Origin of the sequence: Faecalispora sporosphaeroides DSM 1294 (assembly GCA_000383295.1) — a bacterium.
In the GTDB taxonomy this organism is placed as follows: domain Bacteria; phylum Bacillota; class Clostridia; order Oscillospirales; family Acutalibacteraceae; genus Faecalispora; species Faecalispora sporosphaeroides.
In genome coordinates this window covers 1-19,678 of the sequence record KB911081.1, presented here as the reverse complement: position 1 = coordinate 19,678, position 19,678 = coordinate 1, and the positions used below count along the sequence as shown (strand labels likewise).

Below are 19,678 nucleotides of genomic sequence, written 5' to 3'. Positions count from 1 at the left end.
GACGCTTTTTCCCTTAGCAACATCAATTCCAACGGCTGTGTTCATGAAAGACCTCCTGATGATTGCTTTGTACTCGGTTTCGCCGTTCTTTCATTGCCGATTCAATCTCCTTGGTTACGCGAACACACCCATTATCGGGCGGGACGACCTGCTCCAATCGAACGGCTGTCAATGAGAGGACGGCTGACAGACTCCCTTACGGACGTGGTTAGTCCTCGGTGAAAGTGGTCAGGCCGAACTTCTCTCATTGTACAGCCTTGGCAACAAAAACGAAACAGACACGGCTGGCTGCCGTGCCTGGTCCGTTATTACTATTGTAGGAGGTGAGAACGTGAATACAACGAATCATTTACTGATCGGCAAAATCTTGTACGATTATTTTGAGAGAAGTTTAAATATTCGGTTGAACGAATCCCGGTTTCTGTGGGGAAATATCGCGCCCGATTACGACCTGAGCCTGCTGCGCGCGGTACATACCAGAGAAAACTATTGGGAAACAGCCGCGGAGACACTTCGGCAGCTTTCTCACAGAGGGAAGGGCGTCCCGCAGCCAAGCACCCGCCGCCTCAGCGTACGGCTCGGCATCGTCTGTCACTTTCTGGCGGATTTTTTCTGTTATGCACACACTCCGAATTTTCACGGCGGGCTGGCAAAGCATATCGCGCACGAGCGGCGGCTTGAGCTGTATTGCCGCAGACACTACCGTGCTCTGCAAAGGGCAGATTTTCCGCGGCTCCCGCTTCAAAGCGGCACGGCGGAGCAGGCCATGAAACGCATAGAGCGGCTCAATGACGATTTTCAGTCAAAGCCGCACAGCTTCGAGTCAGAAATTCTGGGCGCGCTCGCGGCGTGCAGCCTTGCCGGGCAGGCCGCCCTCTGCACCCTCGAAAACCGCACGTGCGAGCCCTTCGCTCTGTACGGCATGGATGAGCTTTGGGAGGTATCAAACCGCATATGAAAATTGCCATTTTTACGGACACCTTTGCCCCGCAGATCAACGGCGTGACCAATACGCTGACCAAGCTATGCGGATATTTTTCCGAGCATCAGGTCGATTTCCTGATTTTCGCGCCGGATTATTCCGGCGAATCGTCGGCATATGAATCCCACGTGATTCGATTTAAAGGGGTTCACCCGATTTTTTATCCGCAGTGCTGTCTGGCGTTCCCGGTTTTTACAGAGATCAAAGAGCAGCTTCAGGCGTTCGGGCCGGACATCATCCATGTGGTGACGGAATTCGGAATCGGCTACGCGGGTCTCAAGGCCGCCCGAAAGCTGGGCATTCCATTTCTCACGTCGTACCACACCAACATAGACCAATACCTGAATTTTTACCATATGCCGCATCTGGTAAAGCCAGTCGGCTCCTATCTGAAGTGGTTCCACAGCTTTGCCCGGCTCACGCTCTGCCCGTCTGAGGATACCAGGCGGCGTCTTTCCGCTCAGGGCTTTGAGCACCTGGGGATCTGGTCCCGCGGGGTGGATATCTCGCAGTTTTCCCCCGATTACCGCAGGGAGTCTCTCCGACAATCGCTCGGGGGAGAAAACCGCCTGATCTTTCTGTACGCGGGCCGGATTTCCGTTGAAAAGGGCCTGGACACTCTGATGGAAAGCATCCGCATCGTGAACAGGAAGTATTCCGACCATGTTCTGTTTGTTTTTGCCGGCGACGGCCCCTATCTGGAAACGCTGCAAAAGCAGGCGCTCCCCAATACCGTCTTTACCGGCTTTCTCACGGGCGAGGCGCTGGCGGAGCTTTACGCCAGCAGCGACGTGTTCGTGTTTCCGTCGGGGACGGAAACCTTCGGCAATGTGGTGCTGGAGGCGATGGCGAGCGGACTGCCCGTGATCTGCGCCGATAAGGGCGGCGTCACCGATTTTACCGTCGACCGGATCAACGCCTCTGTTTTCCGGTGCGGGAACGCCGACAGCCTGGCCGAAGAAATCACCGGGATGATCGAAAGCGGAGCGCTGCGCCTGCGTCTTGGCAGCACCTCCGTGTCCACCGCACACTCCAGAAGCTGGAAAAGCATCTTCGACAAGCTGATGCGGCAGTATGAATCGGTTCTGGAAGCCGCCCGCAGCGAGAGCAGGCCCCTGAAAATCGCCATTTTCGGAACCGGATACGTGGGGCTCGTCACGGGCGTCTGTCTGGCAAACGCGGGGCACGAGGTGATTTGCCTGGATTCCGACGAGAGTAAAATCCGGCTTCTGGAGTCCGGCATCCCCACGATTCTGGAGAACGGGGTCGCGGAGCTGATGAAGAAAAATGCCGCAAGGCTTCAATACACAACCCAGCAGGAGACCGCCTGCGCGCAGGCCGACGTGATCTTCATCTGTGTGGGCACTCCGGAGCGGGGAGACGGCTCGGTCAACCTGAACGACGTCTATCGCGCCATCGACCAGATCGCCTCCGGCATCCGGCGCGACTGTGTGGTGGTGGTTAAGTCCACCGTGCCGATCGGAACCGTGGACCAGCTCGAACAGCGGCTTCGGCTGAAAGTGCCGGCGGGCATCACCGCGGACGTGGTTTCCAACCCGGAATTTCTGGCGCAGGGCACGGCCGTGCACGATTTCATGGAGGCCGAGCGCATTGTGATCGGGACGGAATCGGAGCGCGCTGCCCGCATTCTTTTAAAATTATACGAATCCTTCCCCACAAAAAAAATTGTCACCGACCGCCGAAGCGCGGAAATGGTAAAGTACGCGTCGAACAATTTTCTGGCGCTGAAGCTTTCCTACATCAATGAAATCGCAAACCTGTGCGAGCTGGTCAACGCCGACATTGAAACCGTGGCTTACGCCATGGGGATGGACCGCCGCATCGGGGAAACCTTTCTGAAAGCCGGCATCGGCTACGGCGGCTCCTGCTTTCCAAAGGACTCCAAGGCGCTGCACTGGATGGCAAAATTTCACGATTATGAAATAAAAACCGTGAAAGCGGCCATAGAAGTCAATGAAAGCCAGCGCCTGCGCCTGATTCAAAAGGCCAGAAAGCATTATCCGGATTTCGACGGCCTTGTCGTCGCGGTTCTGGGCCTGTCCTTTAAGCCGGGCACCGACGATCTGAGGGAGGCCCCGTCCGTGCAGAGCATCCGGATTCTTTTGAACGAGGGTGCCCGCGTATATGTGTGGGATCCTTCCGGATACAATCAGTTCCGGCAAATTTTCAGCACCGAAGCCACCTGCTGCGAAAGCATCGACGAAGCCGTCTTGGGCGCCGACCTGTGCCTGATTATGACTGAGTGGCGGGAAATCCTCGATTACGACCCAAGTCGTTACGCCATGCTCATGCGCCGCCCGGTTGTGCTGGACGGCCGCAACTGCTATGATCTGCAAACCATGCATGCCATCCCCTGCGTTTACGAATCCATCGGACGCGGCGCCGTCCCCAACCACCGCGCAAAGCCGCTCCGGTGCGCAAAACTTTTTGGCCGCGTCAAGCAGCCCGAAGGAGTTGGCCAAACTTAACTGCAGGTTGAAGCCGCTTACGCGGGGGCACCCGCTGAAACTCAACTCTTTCCCAAAAAATAAGTTGAAGAAAGAAAAGTGCCCGCCCCGGCAGGAGGGGCAAGCCCTGCGTCCCAGAAAGGCCGCCCCCTGCACGCATACCGCCAAAAAATCCACAAAGACAACGGTCTGCGCTCCAACGAACGCAGACCGTTGTCTTATAAAAATAATTATGAAAAATAAAATTTACAGTTGCGCAACCGCGCGCTCCAGCTGCTCCAGCGCCTGCCGAAGCACCGCGCGCGGGCAGGCAATATTGATGCGCTGGAAGCCCCTGCCCTCTTCCCCGAACATGGAGCCCGAATCGAGCCACAGGCCCGCTTTTTCAAGAATCAGGCGGTTCAGGGCATCGTCGTCCAGCCCTAGGGCAGTACAGTCCAGCCAGATCAGGTACGTTCCCTGCGGTTCGACCAGACGGATCGTCGGAAGATGCCCGCGCAGGTATTCGCGCACAAAATCCAGATTGCCGACAAGGTACTCTTTCAGATCATCCAGCCACTGGGCGCCGCCCTCATACGCGGCCCGGCAGGCAATCAGGCCCATCACGTTGGCCTGGCTGTATCCGGCGCGGTCCAGCTCGGCGCGGAAGGCGCGGCGAATTTTTTGATTCGGAATCAGGATATTTGAAATTTGCAGACCCGCCAGATTAAACGTTTTGGTCGGCGCGGTGCAGGTGATCGCGATCTGCTCAAACTCCGGCCGCAGGGATGCAAACACCAGATGCCGGTGCCCGGGATATGCAAAATCCGCGTGGATTTCATCGGAAACCACGGTCACGCCGTGACGCAGGCAGATTTCACCCATCCGCACCAGCTCCCGCTCCGTCCACACACGGCCCACCGGGTTGTGGGGATTGCACAGCAGGAACAGCTTGACCTTCTCGTCCTCGATCTTCTTTTCAAAATCTTTAAAATCGATGGAATAGCCGCCGTCCTGATAGACCAGCGAATTGCGCACCAGCCTGCGGTCATTTGCGAGGATGGACTCTGTAAAAGGATAGTAAACCGGGGTCTGAATCAGCACAGAGTCGCCGGGCCGGGTCAGCGAGCGAATGGCCGCGCACAGCGCGAACACAACGCCCGGCGTTTTGATGAGCCATCCGTTTTCCACATTCCAGCCGTGGCGTGTGGAAAACCAGCTTTGCAGCGCCTGAAAATAGCGCTCGTCCGGCTCCGAGTATCCGTAGATTCCGTGCCGGCAGCGCTCGGCCAGCGCTTCGTTCACGCACTCCGGCGCGGGAAAATCCATATCGGCCACCCAAAGCGGCAGCAGCCCCTCGGGCTTTCCGTAACGGGCGGCGCAATCGTATTTGAGCGAATTGGTGTTCTTGCGGTCATGTATGGTATCAAAAGACATAGGGTTCCTCCTGTCGGGTGAATCGGCGTAGCAAAGCGGGCATCAGTCCTGCCCGAAGGCATGGTTCAAATCGGTAATCAGGTCGTCGGCGTCCTCGATTCCGACGGAAAGGCGCAGGAGCCTGTCCGTAATGCCCTTGGCCTCACGCTCCTCTGCGGGAATCTCCGCGTGCGTTTGCAACATGGGGTAGGTGACCAGCGTTTCCACGCCGCCGAGGCTCTCCGCATAGTGAATCAGGCTCACCCGGTTCAGGATGCGCTCGGCGGTTTCGCTGCTGTCCACCTCAAACGAGATCATCGAGCCGAAGCCGCTGGCCTGCTGTTTCGACAGCGCGTAGTGCGGGTGGTCAGAAAGGCCGGTATAAAACACCTGGCGCACCTTGCTCTGCCCGGTGAGCCATACGGCGATTTTTCCGGCGTTTTGCTCCTGTCGATCCATGCGCAGGGGCAGCGTTTTGATCCCGCGGATCAAAAGCCAGCTGTCGAACGGGGAAAGGCACGCTCCGGTATTTTTATAAACATAGCGCAGCCGCTCGCAGATTTGCGGGTCGTTTGCAATCGCAAAGCCGGCCAGAACGTCGTTGTGCCCGCCAAGGTACTTCGTGCCGCTGTGCACCACAATGTCCGCTCCCAGCGTCAGAGGGCGCTGCAGGTACGGCGTTAAAAAGGTGTTGTCCACAATGAGCCAAAGCCCGTGGGCGTGCGCAAGCTCCGCCGTTTTTTTCAAGTCGGTCACCTGCATCATGGGATTGGTGGGGGTCTCCACAAAGAGCGCCTTCGTTTCCGGCCGAATGGCGGCCTCAATCTGCTCAAGGTACGAGGTATTCACCGCGGTGAACGAAAGGCCGTTTTTCTCGTTGATATGGTGAAACAGGCGGTGCGAGCCGCCGTACAGATCGTCGGAACAAATGAGGTGGTCTCCGGGGGAAAACAGCTCCATAACGGCGGAGATCGCCGCCATGCCGGAAGAAAACGCCAACGCCTCTTTGCCCTGCTCGAGCCGGGCCATGGTTTCCTCCAGGTATTCCCGGGTCGGGTTCTGCACCCGGGAATAATCATACCCGGTGCTCTGCCCCACGCCGGGGTGAGCAAAGGTGGCGGTTTGAAAAATCGGCACGGAAACCGAACCGGTTTTGTCATAGGACTGAGAAGAACCGTGTACACAAATCGTATTGAATTCCATAAAAATGCTCCTGCCTGTAAGAACGGGCCCTGCCCTGGGGCAGAGCCGCGGTGTGTGAGCCGGGAGGGATCCCGGCCTTTGATGCCCCGGCCAAAGCGGCCGGGGATGATCAAACCTTAAATATAGAACATAAAGCTGTTTTCCTCACGGTGGCGCTCGGCCTCCGTGGCCAGGTCTGCCAGCGTAACGGCGGAAAGAGCGTCGGCGACGGCCTTGTCCAGCTTTTCAAACGCGCTCAGCCGCATGGCTTTTTCAATGTCCGGGGCTTTTTCCGCCACCGTGTCTTCCGCGGGTTCAAACAGCGAAAGCTCCACAGCGGACAGCACCTGATACACGGTGATCTGCCGCGGCATTCGCGACAGCTGGTACCCGCCCTGTGCCCCTTTGATGGAGTTGACGAGCCCACCCCTTTTCAAAAGAGAAAATACCTGCTCCAGATAAATTTTAGAGATTCCCAGCTTTTCCGAAATGCTGATGACGGTAATATATTCTCCGCTCGCATAGGATTCAGACATGCTGACCATTGCGGCAAGAGCATAACGGCCCTTGGCAGAAATCCTCATGAAGCAAAACCTCATTTCATACTTATACTATATGATTTAATGATATTAAAAAACAATCGAAATGTCAATACCCGTAATCAAAAGAAACATGCGCTCCGCGAAATATACGGGCATCCGAACCCGCGCGGGGCAAAGCGGGCGCATCCTCCTCTCCTGTTGTGTCAGGAGTGATTTTACAGGGCCAGTCCATCCCTAAAGAAAAATCATACATCCATAGGTATTGTTCCCCCATCGCATGAAAAATCATTGCAAAAACGCACGATTCCCAAAGAGAAAAAGAAAAGTCTTTCCGCACGGAAGCGCTCCGGCGGAAAGACTTTGGAGGAACATTGGGGGATTGGGCCAAACGATATCCGGACGGTCAATCCGGCGGCGCTTTCCCCATGGCGGTTAAAATCAGTTGCAGATTCTTCTTCAGGCGCTCGTTGCCGGGGGTCAGCTCCACCGCGCGGCGCGCATGCTCCAGAGCCTCCTCTGTAAGCTTCAGATTCCAGCAGGCAATCGCGCACAAATCCTCCGGGGTATGGTCCCAGGCATAACCCATATTGGCAAAATTCTTTGATTTCTCTGAAATGGAAAGTGCCTGCCGGGTTAAGCAGTATACCAGGGGCCAGTTCTCCTGCTGGTAGGCCATCTGTGCAAATTCCACGTAGGGGTCGCGCATTTGAGGTGCTTCAGCGATCGCGCGCAGATACCATCGCGCGGCCTCCCACGGCTTTCCCTGCATATTCCAGGAATAGGCGCCCCAGCGCATTGCCGCACTGCGTTCTTCTTCCCATTGGGAGAGGGCGAGATACTTCTTCATTGTGTCAATGCAGCTTTGCCACTGCTTCTTGTACATATATTCGCGGCCAAGATAATACAGCATGCGGGTGTCCGTGGGATTTTCCTCCACGGCGGTTTCCAGCAGGGGCAGATAGGAGCCCCGGGATTTGATGGGGTCAGGGTAGTGATCGAGTACCATGTCCTCCACAAAAACAACGTGCTCCGGCACGGGGCCGGTATAGGCCAAATACTCATGAACCGGGTAATTCCAGAAAAAGCCGCGCCGGGAATGGATTTTCGTGTAATACAGCTGAAGATCCGGCGATCCGTCCGCATGGTGGCTCCAGTTATACAGATACTTGGCGCGGGTTGTATTCGGCTGCCAGGCCCGTTCCAAAGCGACGCGCCATCCGGGAGAAAGCACCTCATCCAGATCGGTGCACACGCAGATATCTGCGTTTTCAGGAACGTGGGACAGCGAGAGATTGCGCGCGCGGTCAAACCGCCAGGGCCGTACAACCTCCTCATACACCACGGCTCCTCTTTCACGCAGACGCTGTACGGTGTTGTCGGTGGAGCCGGTGTCGGTTACAATAATTTGATCCGCCTCCCGCATAGAATCCATCCACCGGTCTACAAACTGTTCCTCATTTTTACAAATGGCATAGACGCAGACCAAGTAAGGCGTTAGGCAATTCCCCCTTTTCTGTGGTTTTGAACGCGCGATCCGCTATCATCGTATGTGATCTCGTTTGTCCATTATTCCTGCGGGACACTCCCTTTCCTTATGTAATTGCTGTATTCTCTGAAAAACAGAAGCGCAGGAAAGAGGCCCGGAAAATTCCGAGCCTCCCAAAAAACGGACTGTATTATTCGATTGTAAGCCCGGCGCTGGCAAAGCCGGAGATCAACGTGGCAATATCGATACCTGCAGTTACCTCCGCCGAGAAAACCAGCATGAGGCGGGTGCCGGCTGTAACCGGTATGGCAATACCAGTTGTCAGGCCGCTGCTGAAAGTGCCGACGGCAACCAATCCGGTAAGCGGGGGAGCCAATGTGACAAGCGCGCCCGCCACCGGCGTAAACACGTTGCTTGTTGCGGCAGCAGAGAACAACTGCGCTGTAATCGTAACGGTAGTACCAACCAAAGCTGCCGCTGCCGTAAGGTTGAAATCAGCCGCGATGGCCGTAACCGTTCCGTCACGCGGGACGGAGAAGGCCATGTTGGTGAAACCGGTGGTATCAATTGTACCGCCAAGCACAGAGAGGCCCGTAACCGAGTTGCCGAACCCTACTGCAGTGGTTGTACCTATCAATCCACCCGCAACTGTAGTCAATGCTGCGGCAATGCCAGACGCAAAGGGAATAATCGCGCCATTGCCGGCGGCGCCGGTTGGACCTGTGGGGCCGGTCGGGCCGGTGGAGCCGGTAATATTAGGAAAACGAACTGCCTTTTTTGAGCGGTTTGTTAAATTGCTTCAGACTGGGCGTCGATTTCTATGTGTTCCATTCCCTCGCGCAGTTCATCGGCAAACTGAAATTTTACACTGATGTTGCCGTTTTCATGTACCTTGATATGGTCTACCAGTTCCATTAGAACCTCCCTTGTCAGCTTGTTAAGCGTTTTGAATTTTCTGTATGCTGTCAAATAAGCGTCCTCAGGATCAGCATTATTTTGAAGCTTCTTCCGTTCTTCGGTCAGGCGATTTAAAATTGCGTTGATTTCGGCCATCTGCCGTTCGTAATCTTCGCTCATGTGGCGGTAGTCGCTATGGGTGATTTCTCCGTCTTTCCAATCCTGATAAATGGATTGCTTATAACGCATGATTTTGGAGCGTTCCTTTTCTTTTGCTTCTATCAATGCATCAATCCGCATGGACTGATTTTTTTGAAGCGGAGCTGCGCGAATATATTCCAGAATATTTGCATAATGTACCACAAGATATATTTGCTGCTGAATCGCGTACAGGATGGCCGCCTCCAATTGGTTGTGCTTGATGGAATGTTTGGTGCAAGCCGTTTTGGACTGATCTTTGTAGGTTCGGCAGAAATAGTACACGATTCCTTTTACTTGACTTCGGCTCATAGCCTTGCCGCAATCCGCACAACGCAGGAAACCGCTGAACAGATAGAGCTTCTTTTGCTGCGGAGCGGTGCGGGTGTCACGCTTGAGCAACTCCTGCACTTTTTCAAAGATAGGCCGTTCTATGATTGGCTCATGGGTATTCTGCACAATGTACCATTCATTTTCGGGAACCTGTTCCTGCGTATGGATCTTGTAGCTCTTCACACGCTGGCGGCCCTGTACCATATCCCCTACATAAAGGCGGTTTTTCAAAATGTCGCTTACAGTTTTTGCACTCCATAAGGGCCTTTCCGAACCACTCGGATTTTGATAGTTTAGGCCTTTGCTTTTCTTGTACTCGGACGGACACAAAATGCCACGGTCATTGAGATTGTGTACAATAGCATTTTTGCTCATACCGTCCAGAAACCACTCATAAATGTTTTTTACAATCTCGGCGGCTTCATCATCAACGATTAAGGCGTTTTTGTCCTTTGGATTTTTCAAGTAGCCATAGGCGGCAAAGCCGCCGATAAACTTACCATTGCGCCGCTTCATATCAAAAACCTGCCGTATCTTCTTTGAAGTCTGGTAGCAGAAATTGTCGTTGATCACATTGGTAATCGGTACAATCAGATTGGAAATGCTGTCCGGGTTCAAGTAGCTGTCAATACCCTCTGCCAGGCTGATAAACCGTACATTCATCTGTACAAACAGATTTTCAATCAAGCTCCCTGCGTCCGTATAGTTACGGGACAGGCGGGAGAGGTCTTTGACGATCACACAGTTTACCTTTTTTGCGTATATGTCGGAAAGCAATCTTTGAAAGCTGTCCCGGTTGGTGTCCGTTCCGGTATATCCATCATCCACATAGGGTGGCTGGACGCTTTCAAACTCGTCCATATGCTGTCGATAGTAATCATCAAGTAACGCTTTTTGATTAATAACGCTGTTGCTGTCGTCCTTGCCGCGGTTTAAGTCCTCTTTGGATAAGCGGATATACTCGCCAAGTTTCCAGCGGATATTTAGAGGGGCGGATATTTTTTCCTCAGAGCCCCTGTTTTTTGTTCGTGCCATGTGTCCTCCTTTCTGATTGCATCTATAATTGACTGTTTCGGATTTCAGCATAATGCAAAGCTGTTACTGCAGCCTGTAAGCAGACTTTACAGGCCACTTTTCTTTCGTTTGAGAAAGTCGGCAAACACATCCTGCAAAGGGGGAGCATTCTCTGAAAACTCCAGCTTTACGCCCATATCGCCCACACGAAAACAATATGGGTTTTTAACCGCCGCTATGACTTTCGCCGCACGCTGTTCCTGCGGTACGGTCATATCAAAGGTGAAGCCGCTCACATCAACCAAATCCTTTTTGTTTACTGCTTCTATGTCCACGCTTGCCAATGCTGAAATTGGAATCCGTTTTTTCAATCACAGTCGCCCCCTCCTTTCCATATATATGAGCGGCTCGGATTGTCCCATGAAAAATAGCAGAAAACGACAGGAGAGTGGTTCCTTGTCATGCTCTTGCAGAATAATCTTCCGGCCGGTCTATTCATTTCCGGGCCGCAGAACTGCCCTTGGATCAACCTCGCCGGAGGCTCAGAATGCGCTTGCGGTGAGCGCACATCTGTTTTGCGCTGTTCGACTTTCACAGACCATAACAGATGGAAGCCGATTGCCGGTATTTGCCATTATTTTAACCCTTAAGTTCTTGTCGAAATTTTTTTGCGGTTATGCTACAATATAATATATCCGGCAGGTGATTATGGAGGATAAGGGGGAGAGAACCTCATGCTGTTTTATAAACCGAAATATGTGGCTCCCCGTCAGATTCGTATGGATCGAATCGTGTTTGCTCTGGTATTTCTTGCTGAATTTTCCTATGGTGTATATTTAGGCTATTTTAAGGGCGTTCTTCTAGGAGACGCCGTAAGCCGCACTGCCAATGCGTTTTATGTGCTGTTTTGCAAGCCGTATCGCTTCACCTCCATGGGCCTTGTGTGGAATCCGCTGCCCAGCGCATTACAGCTCCCCTTTGTGGCGCTTGCCCATTTTTGGCGGCCCATTGTCACCAAGGGAATCGGTGCGGCGGCGGTAACAGCATTTTTTGCCGCATGGCAGGGAAAAACGCTTCTGCGTACCTTTGAACTGCTAAAGGTGGAACGTGTACCTTCCCTTTTGATCACTTTGCTGTTCTGTTTCCATCCTTACATATTTTTTTACGGGGCAAACGGCATGACGGAAGTGATTGCTTCCGCCTTTGCCATACAGGCAGTTTGTGCACTTTCCCTCTGGATGCGGACGGGGCGAGCCAGTCATCTGCTCGCTTTGGGCGTTGGCTGCGTGGGAATGTTCCTCACCCGCTATGAAGCGATTCCCTTCGCCTTGTCTCTGGGTCTCGGAATGTTCCTCCACATGCTGTTCAGTCAGAGGGAGAAGAGATATTACCCGGAAGGAAACTGGAAAGAAAAATTTTTTTATGTGGAAGGAACGATGTGGGTTACCTTTCTGCCGCTTATTTACACGGTGCTGGTCTGGATCTTATTTAACTGGACCATTACCGGGAATCCTTTGTATTTTTTGAACTCGGGTTACTCCATGAACGCCTATTCCGATTATTATACCGACTATGGCGGCATAGCCGGGGCAATATCCTATGTGTGGGCCAGAATCTGGCCGTTTCTGTTTGCCCTTGCCGGGCTGCTTTTGGTACGACTGATGATGGGCTCCTTCCTGAGCCACGATACCGCTATTATGGTCACGGTAACGCTGGGACTTTCTCTTTTTCAGTTTTTTATGATTGCCAAGGGCTCGTCGGGTGGCTATGTGCGGTATCTCTGCTATCCTTTGATGCTGGCCGCGGCGTGGATGCCCTACCAGCTTTCTGTTCTAAAAAAAGCGGCGCGCAGGGTGGCTGTCGGCATCCTCTGTGCGGTGCTGGCTTTTAACGGCGCCTATTTTGCCTGGGCGTTTGAGCATTCTTCCCTGATGAGAGAGGATACTCTGTATATGGTTCCGGCACACACCGAGCAAATTGCGGATTATATTAATACTCATCTGCAGGACAAAAGAGTTCTGATGGATTCCTATCTGACCTATTACGCCATTATGAATGTGAACAACGTGGATCAGCTGGTGATCAGCTGTACACCGGAATTTGCGGAGGCGGTGGCGGACCCTGTGGGGCATAACATTGATTATGTGATTGTGCCGCAGATAGGGGGCTACGGCAATATGGATGCTCTGAACATCGCCTATCCCAACCTCTACTGGCACGGGGAGAAATGGTGTGAAGAAGTCACCTCTATTGAGGGATATAAGATTTACAAAGTACTCAAATGAAAGGGGGTGTTGGGATGGAAAAAAATCTGCATGGATTAGGGGAACGAATGGTGCGGGCTGGCCTGATCAACAAGGAGCAGCTGGCCGACGCGCTTTTGTGGCAAGAGCAGGAGAACACCCTGCTGGGCGAAACTCTGGTCAATCACGGAATCATCACGGGAGAACAGCTTTTTCGTTTCATCTTCACCAGTCCCGGGGCGACAGTGGGCGAAGTTTTGATCGGTCACGGTTATATTGACCGTGAACAATTGGCGGAGGCGCTTCGCTACCAGCAAAAATATGGCGGACGATTGGGTGCGATCTGCGTTTCCCTCGGCTTTCTGACTGCTCAGCAGTTGGATTCCGCGCTGGCGCAGCGTGTTGCGCCCAAGGGCCGGCTGGGGGATGAATTGCTGCGCTTGGGTATTATTACGCAGGAACAGCTGGATACCGCGCTGGAAACTCAAAGGCGCAGCGGCGGGCGCTTGGGGGAGATTCTGCTCTTTTTGGAATATGTTACGGAGGAGCAGTTATACCGCGCTCTGGCAACACAAGGGGAAATCGGCAGGCTGGGCAGCGATGTGCGCTTGTCGGATGTGAAGGCTCTGCCCTACGGGCTTGCCAATCGGTACGCAGCCATTGTAATTCGGGAAGAAAAGCAGTATACCGTTGTTGCCGTTGAATCCAAGCTGAGCGAAGCTGCCGTTAAGGACATTGAGGCATATCTGGAAAAACCCATTGAGCAGGTTCTGATGACCAATGCGGAACGGCTGCGGTTTTGGGAGCAGGCTTACCGCCGTGATGAGATTCTGGGGAGCGTGTTCGCCCTCTACGATGAACAGCCTGAAAACTCCGCGATTGAGACCTTTACCACTCCACAGCTGGTTACGCTGTTGGTGCTCCTCGCTGTGTTTGTCGTGTCTTTGGCGGCAAACTGGTTTGTCACACTACTCATACTGGTGATCATTTTTCAAATTATCTATCTTGCGATGGCAATCGCGAAATTTTGGATGGTCATCAAAGGCGCCCGTCACAATGCGCAGCTGCGCTTTTCACCGGAAGAGGTGGCCGCTGTGGATGAGACCAAGCTGCCGGTATACACCCTGCTCATTCCGGTATATAAGGAAAAAGAAGTGCTGCCTCATCTTTTGAAAAGAATTCAAAATCTCGACTACCCCAAATACAAATTAGACGTTCGTATTTTGCTGGAGGAAAATGATCCCGAAACCATTGAATTGGTTCGCGCGATGCGGCTGCCCAGCTACTTTACCCCCATCGTCGTACCGGCATCCATGCCGCAGACGAAGCCAAAGGCCTGCAACTATGGGCTGCTGCAGGCGAAAGGGGAGTATGTAGTCATCTACGACGCGGAGGACAGACCTGAGAGGGATCAATTGAAAAAAGCTTATTTGGCCTTTCAAAAGCTGCCGGAGGAATATGTGTGCATTCAGGCCAAGCTCAATTATTTCAACAGCCGGCAAAATTTGCTCACCAAACTGTTTACGCAGGAGTACAGCATGTGGTTTGAGCTGCTGCTGGTGGGCATTATGCAGATGGATATTCCCATCCCGTTGGGGGGAACCTCCAATCACTTCAAAATGGACTTTTTGAGGCAGGTCGGCGGCTGGGATCCTTTCAACGTAACCGAAGATGCGGATCTTGGCATCCGGCTCTACAAGCATCGGTATAAAACCGCGATACTGGATTCCCGCACCTGGGAGGAAGCCAACAGCAATGTCAGGAACTGGGTGCGCCAACGCTCGCGCTGGATTAAGGGCTATATGCAAACCTTTTTCGTGCATATGCGTGAGCCGGCTAAATTTTACCGCCAGGTAGGGTTCCGGGGAATGCTCGGGTATCTGGCCATGATTTTGGGAACTCCGTTGCTTCCGCTGCTCAACCCCATCTTCTGGGGCATGATGGTGGTCTGGCTGATCTTTCATCCTTTTTGGGTACAGATGTTTTTCCCGGGGCCAATTTACTATATCTCGGTGATTCAGCTGATTCTTGGCAACTTTATCTTTATGTACATGAATATCGTCGGTACGTATTATGTGATTCGTGATTGCGCGATTAAGAAAGATCAACCCTTTTCTTACGGATTGATTCGGTCGGGGTTGCTGACCCCGCTGTACTGGATTTTAATGAGCGTCGCAGCCTACAAGGCGTTGATTCAATTGATCGTTAAACCCCATTATTGGGAAAAGACCCACCACGGCCTGACGGAGCACTCCGACGTTGCTCACCTGCAATACATTGAACAACTGCTCACCGAAGAACAGGTTAAAAACCGGAAGGATAAAAGTGTGCCAAGTAATTCATTGGAAAGTAAGGGGACATTGCATGAAACGAAATCGCATTAAGGGAATATCCCGGTTTCTGTCTGTGTTAACGGCCGCCATTCTTTTGTTTTCGGGCGCGGGCACGGCCTATGCCGCCTCCGAAACAGCGGCGCCTTACGCAGATGCGCAAAAGGTTTCGGCTCCTTTGTTTGACGAGCCGCAGTCTCTGAATCTGCCGCGCAATATCACTTCGTTTTGGTTTCGGATACCAAACGGTACCAGTCTTGGCGATCAATGCAGCCTTTCTCTGGGTATGACCGCTGCGGAGACGCTGATCGATGACCGTTCCACCGTGACGCTGTTCCTGGGGAATCAGCAGATCGCTACCGCACGCATTTTGGATATTGTCAAAAAGCGGGGGGGAATGTGGGTGGTGCCCATCCCTGCAAAGAGCCTGAAGACAGACGGCACGCTCAATGAGCTTCGGATTGTAACCGCACAGCGCACCATTCTTGGCGATTGCGCCGATATTGACAACCCCGCAAACTGGGTGCGGCTGGAAACAACCTCCCGGCTAAATTTGGACGTTTTGCGGATGGGCGATCCCGTTCTCGGCACTGCGCTGCCCTACATGTTCGACAAGGTGAATCAAGGGGATCGACTCGCCGCCGAGTTTATTCTTCCATCCGGGGAGAACTCGGATGTCCGCTCCGCCATGCTGACTGCCGCTTCTGCCATCGGCGCGGCATATCCGTCAAAGAGCACCGTTGGCTTTGTCGTGTCGCAGGGCAGCTCCGCCGCAACTGAGCAAAATCGGATTCGTATCGGGCTTGGTTCCCAAAAGCCCCGGGATATGGCTGCGATACCTTCCCTAAATGGGGAGAACGGATATCTTTCTATTACAAGAAACAATCAGTATTGCGACTTGTCTCTTTACGGAGCGAATGCGGCGGGATTGTCCAAAACGGCGGCTTTCTTCACTCACAGGGACTATCTCGCACAGCTTTCCGGCGGCACTGCCGCAATCTCCACCGATCTGCGTAATGTCGGAACGGGGTTTGTTAAAAATGAGGATGGGTATTACAAGCTCTCTGACTTTGGCTACGACACCGCCAGTCTGGCAGGAGCGTTCCATCAGGAGGTCAACTACACGCTGAAGCAGCCGCAGGGTGTTCAAAGCGGGCCGGATTCTTATCTGGAGATTCATTTCCGCCATTCAAAGGCGCTTGTGGGGGATACTTCGTTGCTTACCGTTCATGTGGATGGAACCGCGGTCGACAGTATTCAGCTTTCGGACTCCAACGCGGAGGGCGGTTCCATCAAGGTGAAAATCCCGCCCGCAGCCTTGGATAAGAGCTCCTTTGACGTTAAGGTGGAGTGCTACAACTATTTGGGAAAGGTAGACTGCTCGAAGGATTATTATGATGTCGCGTGGACGGTGATCGACAAAGATTCTGTCGTTTACTTTCAGCCGGGGGATGCGGGAATTCCGCCCACCATTCAGCCGCTTCCAAGCTTTGGAGGACCTTCGGGTGAAAGCTGGCCAACGGCGATTCTCTGTGCTCCCTCGAATACCTCTCAGAAGATGATGGAAGCTGCGGTCGGGCTGGTTTGCCGGGCCGGGCAGAATTCCGGTGCATACCGCTGGGAGTACGCGAACAATCTGGACTCCAAACTGAAAGAGTCTTCCGATATTTTAATCCTCGGCACCAATGACAACCTTCAAATTCCGAAGGAAATCTCCGATCTTCTGAATGTTGTGCCTCAGAAAGACGGCTTTGCTCTTTCCAAAGATCCTGTGGTTTCAGCAGAAGCGCTGCAAAAGAAAATTATCATACAGGTGGTGCGTTCTCCCTGGAACTTCTATCGAAAGGTGTATGTCGTCACCTGCCCGCCCGGGATGGAAGGCGTTCTGAAGGAGTTCGTTTCGGAACGCAAAGCTCTGAATGAACTGAGCGGTACGATCTCACTGATTGATGGGAAAAAGGCAGTGACAAACGTTACGGCTGCTGACAGCACCGTTGGCAAGGCGGCGGAAAATCTTCCGTTCAGTATAGATCGTTTCCTCGGTAAAATCGTCCGGGCAACGGGTATTTCCCGGGGAGGGCTGCTTGCCATTTTGATCCTTGTCTTAGCAATCATCCTTTTAATCATTAAGGTTTACAGAACCCCCCGCCGGTTTGAAAAGGCGAAAAAGAAGATGGAAACGATCAACAAGGACGCCGGAAGGGCTTTGGAAGAGGCGCCCAAAGATATCGAAGATGATTTCGGCAAAGACGACAACGGCAGATAGTCTGCCGGAAAAGAGAAGTTACGGTATACCAGGCTGAAAAGAGCAGAGCCAAAGCGAGCGTGAAGCACGCGTAATGGCTCTGTTTTTTTTATAAGCTCACAGCTTGAGAAACAAAAACACCGCGCGAAGGAAAAGTGAAATCGCAACCCAAAACAGACGAGGTGCTTGCCGAAAAAATCCGTCACCGTATGACCCTGACTCCATTTGGCGAAATCGCAACTGTCTTCGGTACATAAAACAGGGATGCAGCAATTCTCATTTTGCTGCATCCCTGATATTTTATAAGGCAACTCCTTACCAATCCCAGTCAAATCGTTCTATGTCTGTTTCGGTCAGCTCTGTACCGATCTGCACTTCAATCATCTGGAGATCCGTAATGGCCAAAATTGCGTGAAGACGGCCTTTCTTGATCTGTACCAAATCCCCCCGGCCGACCCTCTTTCTTTGTCCGTCAATCACCCGCTCGCCCACACCGTCGATTAAGATCCATATTTCATCGCGCATGGCGTGCCGCTGGTAACTGATGGCTGACCCGGCTTTGATAAACAGATGCTTCGTCAGACTGTTGGTATCTGGCAGCTCAGTACGGTCGATCACGCGATATTCACCCCAGCGGCGTTCCTCGTACATAGGGCGCGGGGCGGAGGGAATGTATTTCTTAAGAGAAGCGCTTTTTTCCTTATCTGCAACCAGAATTCCCTCATGGCTGGCCGCCACAACGAGATTGCTGGTGCCTATTGCCACAATTGGAATATTCAGCTCGTTAATGATATGGGTATTTTGCACATCCTCGCTTACAATCGCTTTCCCAATTTGCTCGGCAGAGAGTTCCTCTGTTAAAGAGTTCCATGTACCAAGATCTTTCCAAAGCCCGTCAAAAGGGATCATAGCGACAGATTTGGCTTTTTCCACCACAGCGTAGTCAAAGCTTTCGTTGGTTAACTCATGGTATCGGCATCGGATATCCTCAAAACTGACCGGATGGATTATCGCTTCGGTGATTTCCGTCAGGAACCCAAGCCGAAAGGCGAATACGCCGCCGTTCCACATTGCGCCGTCCGCAATCATCTTCTGTGCAATATCTGCACTCGGCTTTTCCACGAACCGATCAATTGGGATTACCCCAGCTGCTTGTCCGGATTTCGGAACCATATAACCGTATTTTTCGGAAGGCTCCCATGGTTTGATTCCCATCAGCACCAAGTCGGCGAGGCCATTGCCGACAGCCTCCGCCATTCGGCGGAGAACATTAAAATATGCCGGTTCCGTATAGGTATCCACCGGCATGACGACAACCACTTCTTCTGGAGAACACTTCTTTTCAAAGTGAAGATAAGCGGCCGAAAGCAAAATGGCGGGGAAAGTGTTTCTGCGCTCTGGCTCCGCAACAATTTCAATCTCATTCCCGAGCTGCCCCAGAATCTCCTCTTGCTGAGGAGCGGCGGTTGCCATCAAGATATAATTCGTTTCCAGCCTCGCGTCCAAAAGCTGACGATAAACCCGCTGCACCATTGATTCCGGTCTGCCGTTCTCATCCTGCAACAGCTTTAAAAATTGCTTTGAACGGGTGCTGGTCGACAGCGGCCAAAGCCGCATCCCCGAACCACCGGACAACAGAATAATATTCATAACTCCCACCCTTTGGTTATTTGAGGAATTTCCCTTCACTAATATTCAACTGACAGTTCTCTTTTTTTAATAGCTCAATCGGTCAAGCTCTCATTTTTTGTTTTTTGCCTGTCGGGCAAACAGCACACCTTCCTTTTGGACTCGATAACTGTTTATGAATTAACCCTTCAGAGCATCCGCGGGGGATAGTTTGTCCACACTGAGAAGAAGATAATCAACACTTTTTGTATTATCTGATCTCAAACTGGTGCCGGGTTTCACAGGCCCCACACCGTTCTTATCATTCTCGCCTCACCTATGATTTCTGCAAAAGGAATCCCGAGCATTCATGTGAAAGCCTATATTTATTATAAAGCTCTTCCAAAATATAAGCAAGAAATTTCTCCCGTTTCTTACTTCGTGGAGGTGTGGAGCTATTTTACAGAAATCTTACCCATTTTGTTCAACTGGTGATGTTCAATGTAACGTGATCGTTGGTGTCCTGTTTTGGTGTTTTCCTTTTCCTGCGGAATCAAAGGTTTTCCTTAAATAACAGGGGCAGTAGGGCCGGTCGGGCCAAGAAGCCCCGCTGCTCCAGTCGGGCCTGTAGGGCCGGTCGGGCCAAGAAGTCCCGCTGGTCCGGTGGGGCCTGTGGGGCCGGTCGGGCCGGTCGGGCCTACTGCGCCTGCCGCTCCCGTTGCGCCGGTCGGGCCGGTCGGGCCTACTGCGCCTGC

General features: G+C 52.7%; 14 protein-coding genes. 5 read left to right on the top strand and 9 right to left on the bottom strand.

Going from position 1 to position 19,678, the window contains the following annotated elements:
• Positions 1–331 precede the first annotated feature (331 nt).
• On the top strand, positions 332–958 hold the full coding sequence (locus G340_RS0116170; protein WP_020074685.1) for a zinc dependent phospholipase C family protein: 627 nt from the start codon (positions 332–334) through the stop codon (positions 956–958).
• Positions 955–3,471 (top strand): nucleotide sugar dehydrogenase, encoded by a 2,517-nt coding sequence (locus G340_RS17335; protein ID WP_020074684.1) that lies wholly within the window; start codon positions 955–957, stop codon positions 3,469–3,471. Before G340_RS0116170 ends, G340_RS17335 begins: the two co-directional genes overlap by 4 nt.
• A 225-nt stretch (positions 3,472–3,696) precedes the next feature.
• On the opposite strand, the gene G340_RS0116160 is transcribed toward G340_RS17335, so the two are convergent.
• The 7 genes from G340_RS0116160 to G340_RS0116125 form a co-directional block, all read right to left on the bottom strand.
• Positions 3,697–4,866: a MalY/PatB family protein gene (locus tag G340_RS0116160; protein ID WP_020074683.1), complete on the bottom strand. Its 1,170-nt coding sequence runs from the start codon at positions 4,864–4,866 to the stop codon at positions 3,697–3,699.
• A gap of 42 nt (positions 4,867–4,908) precedes the next feature.
• The gene (locus tag G340_RS0116155) at positions 4,909–6,048 is read right to left on the bottom strand and encodes a trans-sulfuration enzyme family protein (protein ID WP_020074682.1); all 1,140 of its coding nucleotides are present in this window, start codon (positions 6,046–6,048) and stop codon (positions 4,909–4,911) included.
• Positions 6,049–6,164: 116 nt separating this feature from the next.
• Positions 6,165–6,611, bottom strand: a complete 447-nt coding sequence (locus tag G340_RS0116150) for an RrF2 family transcriptional regulator (protein ID WP_020074681.1) — start codon at positions 6,609–6,611, stop codon at positions 6,165–6,167.
• A gap of 361 nt (positions 6,612–6,972) precedes the next feature.
• Positions 6,973–8,055 (bottom strand): tetratricopeptide repeat-containing glycosyltransferase, encoded by a 1,083-nt coding sequence (locus tag G340_RS0116140; protein ID WP_027104049.1) that lies wholly within the window; start codon positions 8,053–8,055, stop codon positions 6,973–6,975.
• Positions 8,056–8,245: 190 nt separating this feature from the next.
• A complete protein-coding gene (locus tag G340_RS0116135) occupies positions 8,246–8,746 on the bottom strand; it encodes an exosporium glycoprotein BclB-related protein (RefSeq protein WP_326522436.1) in 501 nt (166 codons plus the stop codon).
• Between the two features lie 98 nt (positions 8,747–8,844).
• The gene (locus tag G340_RS0116130; RefSeq protein WP_020074677.1) at positions 8,845–10,518 is read right to left on the bottom strand and encodes a recombinase family protein; all 1,674 of its coding nucleotides are present in this window, start codon (positions 10,516–10,518) and stop codon (positions 8,845–8,847) included.
• 86 nt (positions 10,519–10,604) lie between these two features.
• Positions 10,605–10,868 (bottom strand): DUF6870 family protein, encoded by a 264-nt coding sequence (locus tag G340_RS0116125; RefSeq protein ID WP_020074676.1) that lies wholly within the window; start codon positions 10,866–10,868, stop codon positions 10,605–10,607.
• Positions 10,869–11,231: 363 nt separating this feature from the next.
• Here G340_RS0116125 and G340_RS0116120 point away from each other — a divergent pair, with 363 nt between their 5' ends.
• Genes G340_RS0116120 through G340_RS0116110 form a run of 3 tightly spaced genes read left to right on the top strand, consistent with a single transcriptional unit; the run spans position 11,232 to position 17,336 of the window.
• On the top strand, positions 11,232–12,782 hold the full coding sequence (locus G340_RS0116120) for a hypothetical protein (protein ID WP_020074675.1): 1,551 nt from the start codon (positions 11,232–11,234) through the stop codon (positions 12,780–12,782).
• 14 nt (positions 12,783–12,796) lie between these two features.
• Positions 12,797–15,124, top strand: coding sequence for a glycosyltransferase family 2 protein (locus G340_RS0116115; RefSeq protein ID WP_020074674.1), 2,328 nt, complete (start codon positions 12,797–12,799; stop codon positions 15,122–15,124).
• Complete coding sequence (locus G340_RS0116110) at positions 15,105–17,336, top strand: cellulose biosynthesis cyclic di-GMP-binding regulatory protein BcsB (RefSeq protein ID WP_020074673.1); 2,232 nt, start codon at positions 15,105–15,107, stop codon at positions 17,334–17,336. The genes G340_RS0116115 and G340_RS0116110 overlap by 20 nt, the downstream gene beginning before the upstream one ends.
• A 294-nt stretch (positions 17,337–17,630) precedes the next feature.
• On the opposite strand, the gene G340_RS0116105 is transcribed toward G340_RS0116110, so the two are convergent.
• Both G340_RS0116105 and G340_RS17680 read right to left on the bottom strand, forming a co-directional pair.
• Positions 17,631–18,965, bottom strand: coding sequence for a sugar phosphate nucleotidyltransferase (locus G340_RS0116105; RefSeq protein WP_020074672.1), 1,335 nt, complete (start codon positions 18,963–18,965; stop codon positions 17,631–17,633).
• Positions 18,966–19,489: 524 nt separating this feature from the next.
• Positions 19,490–19,678: hypothetical protein (locus G340_RS17680; RefSeq protein ID WP_177309683.1), on the bottom strand; the 189-nt coding region annotated here is incomplete at its 5' end.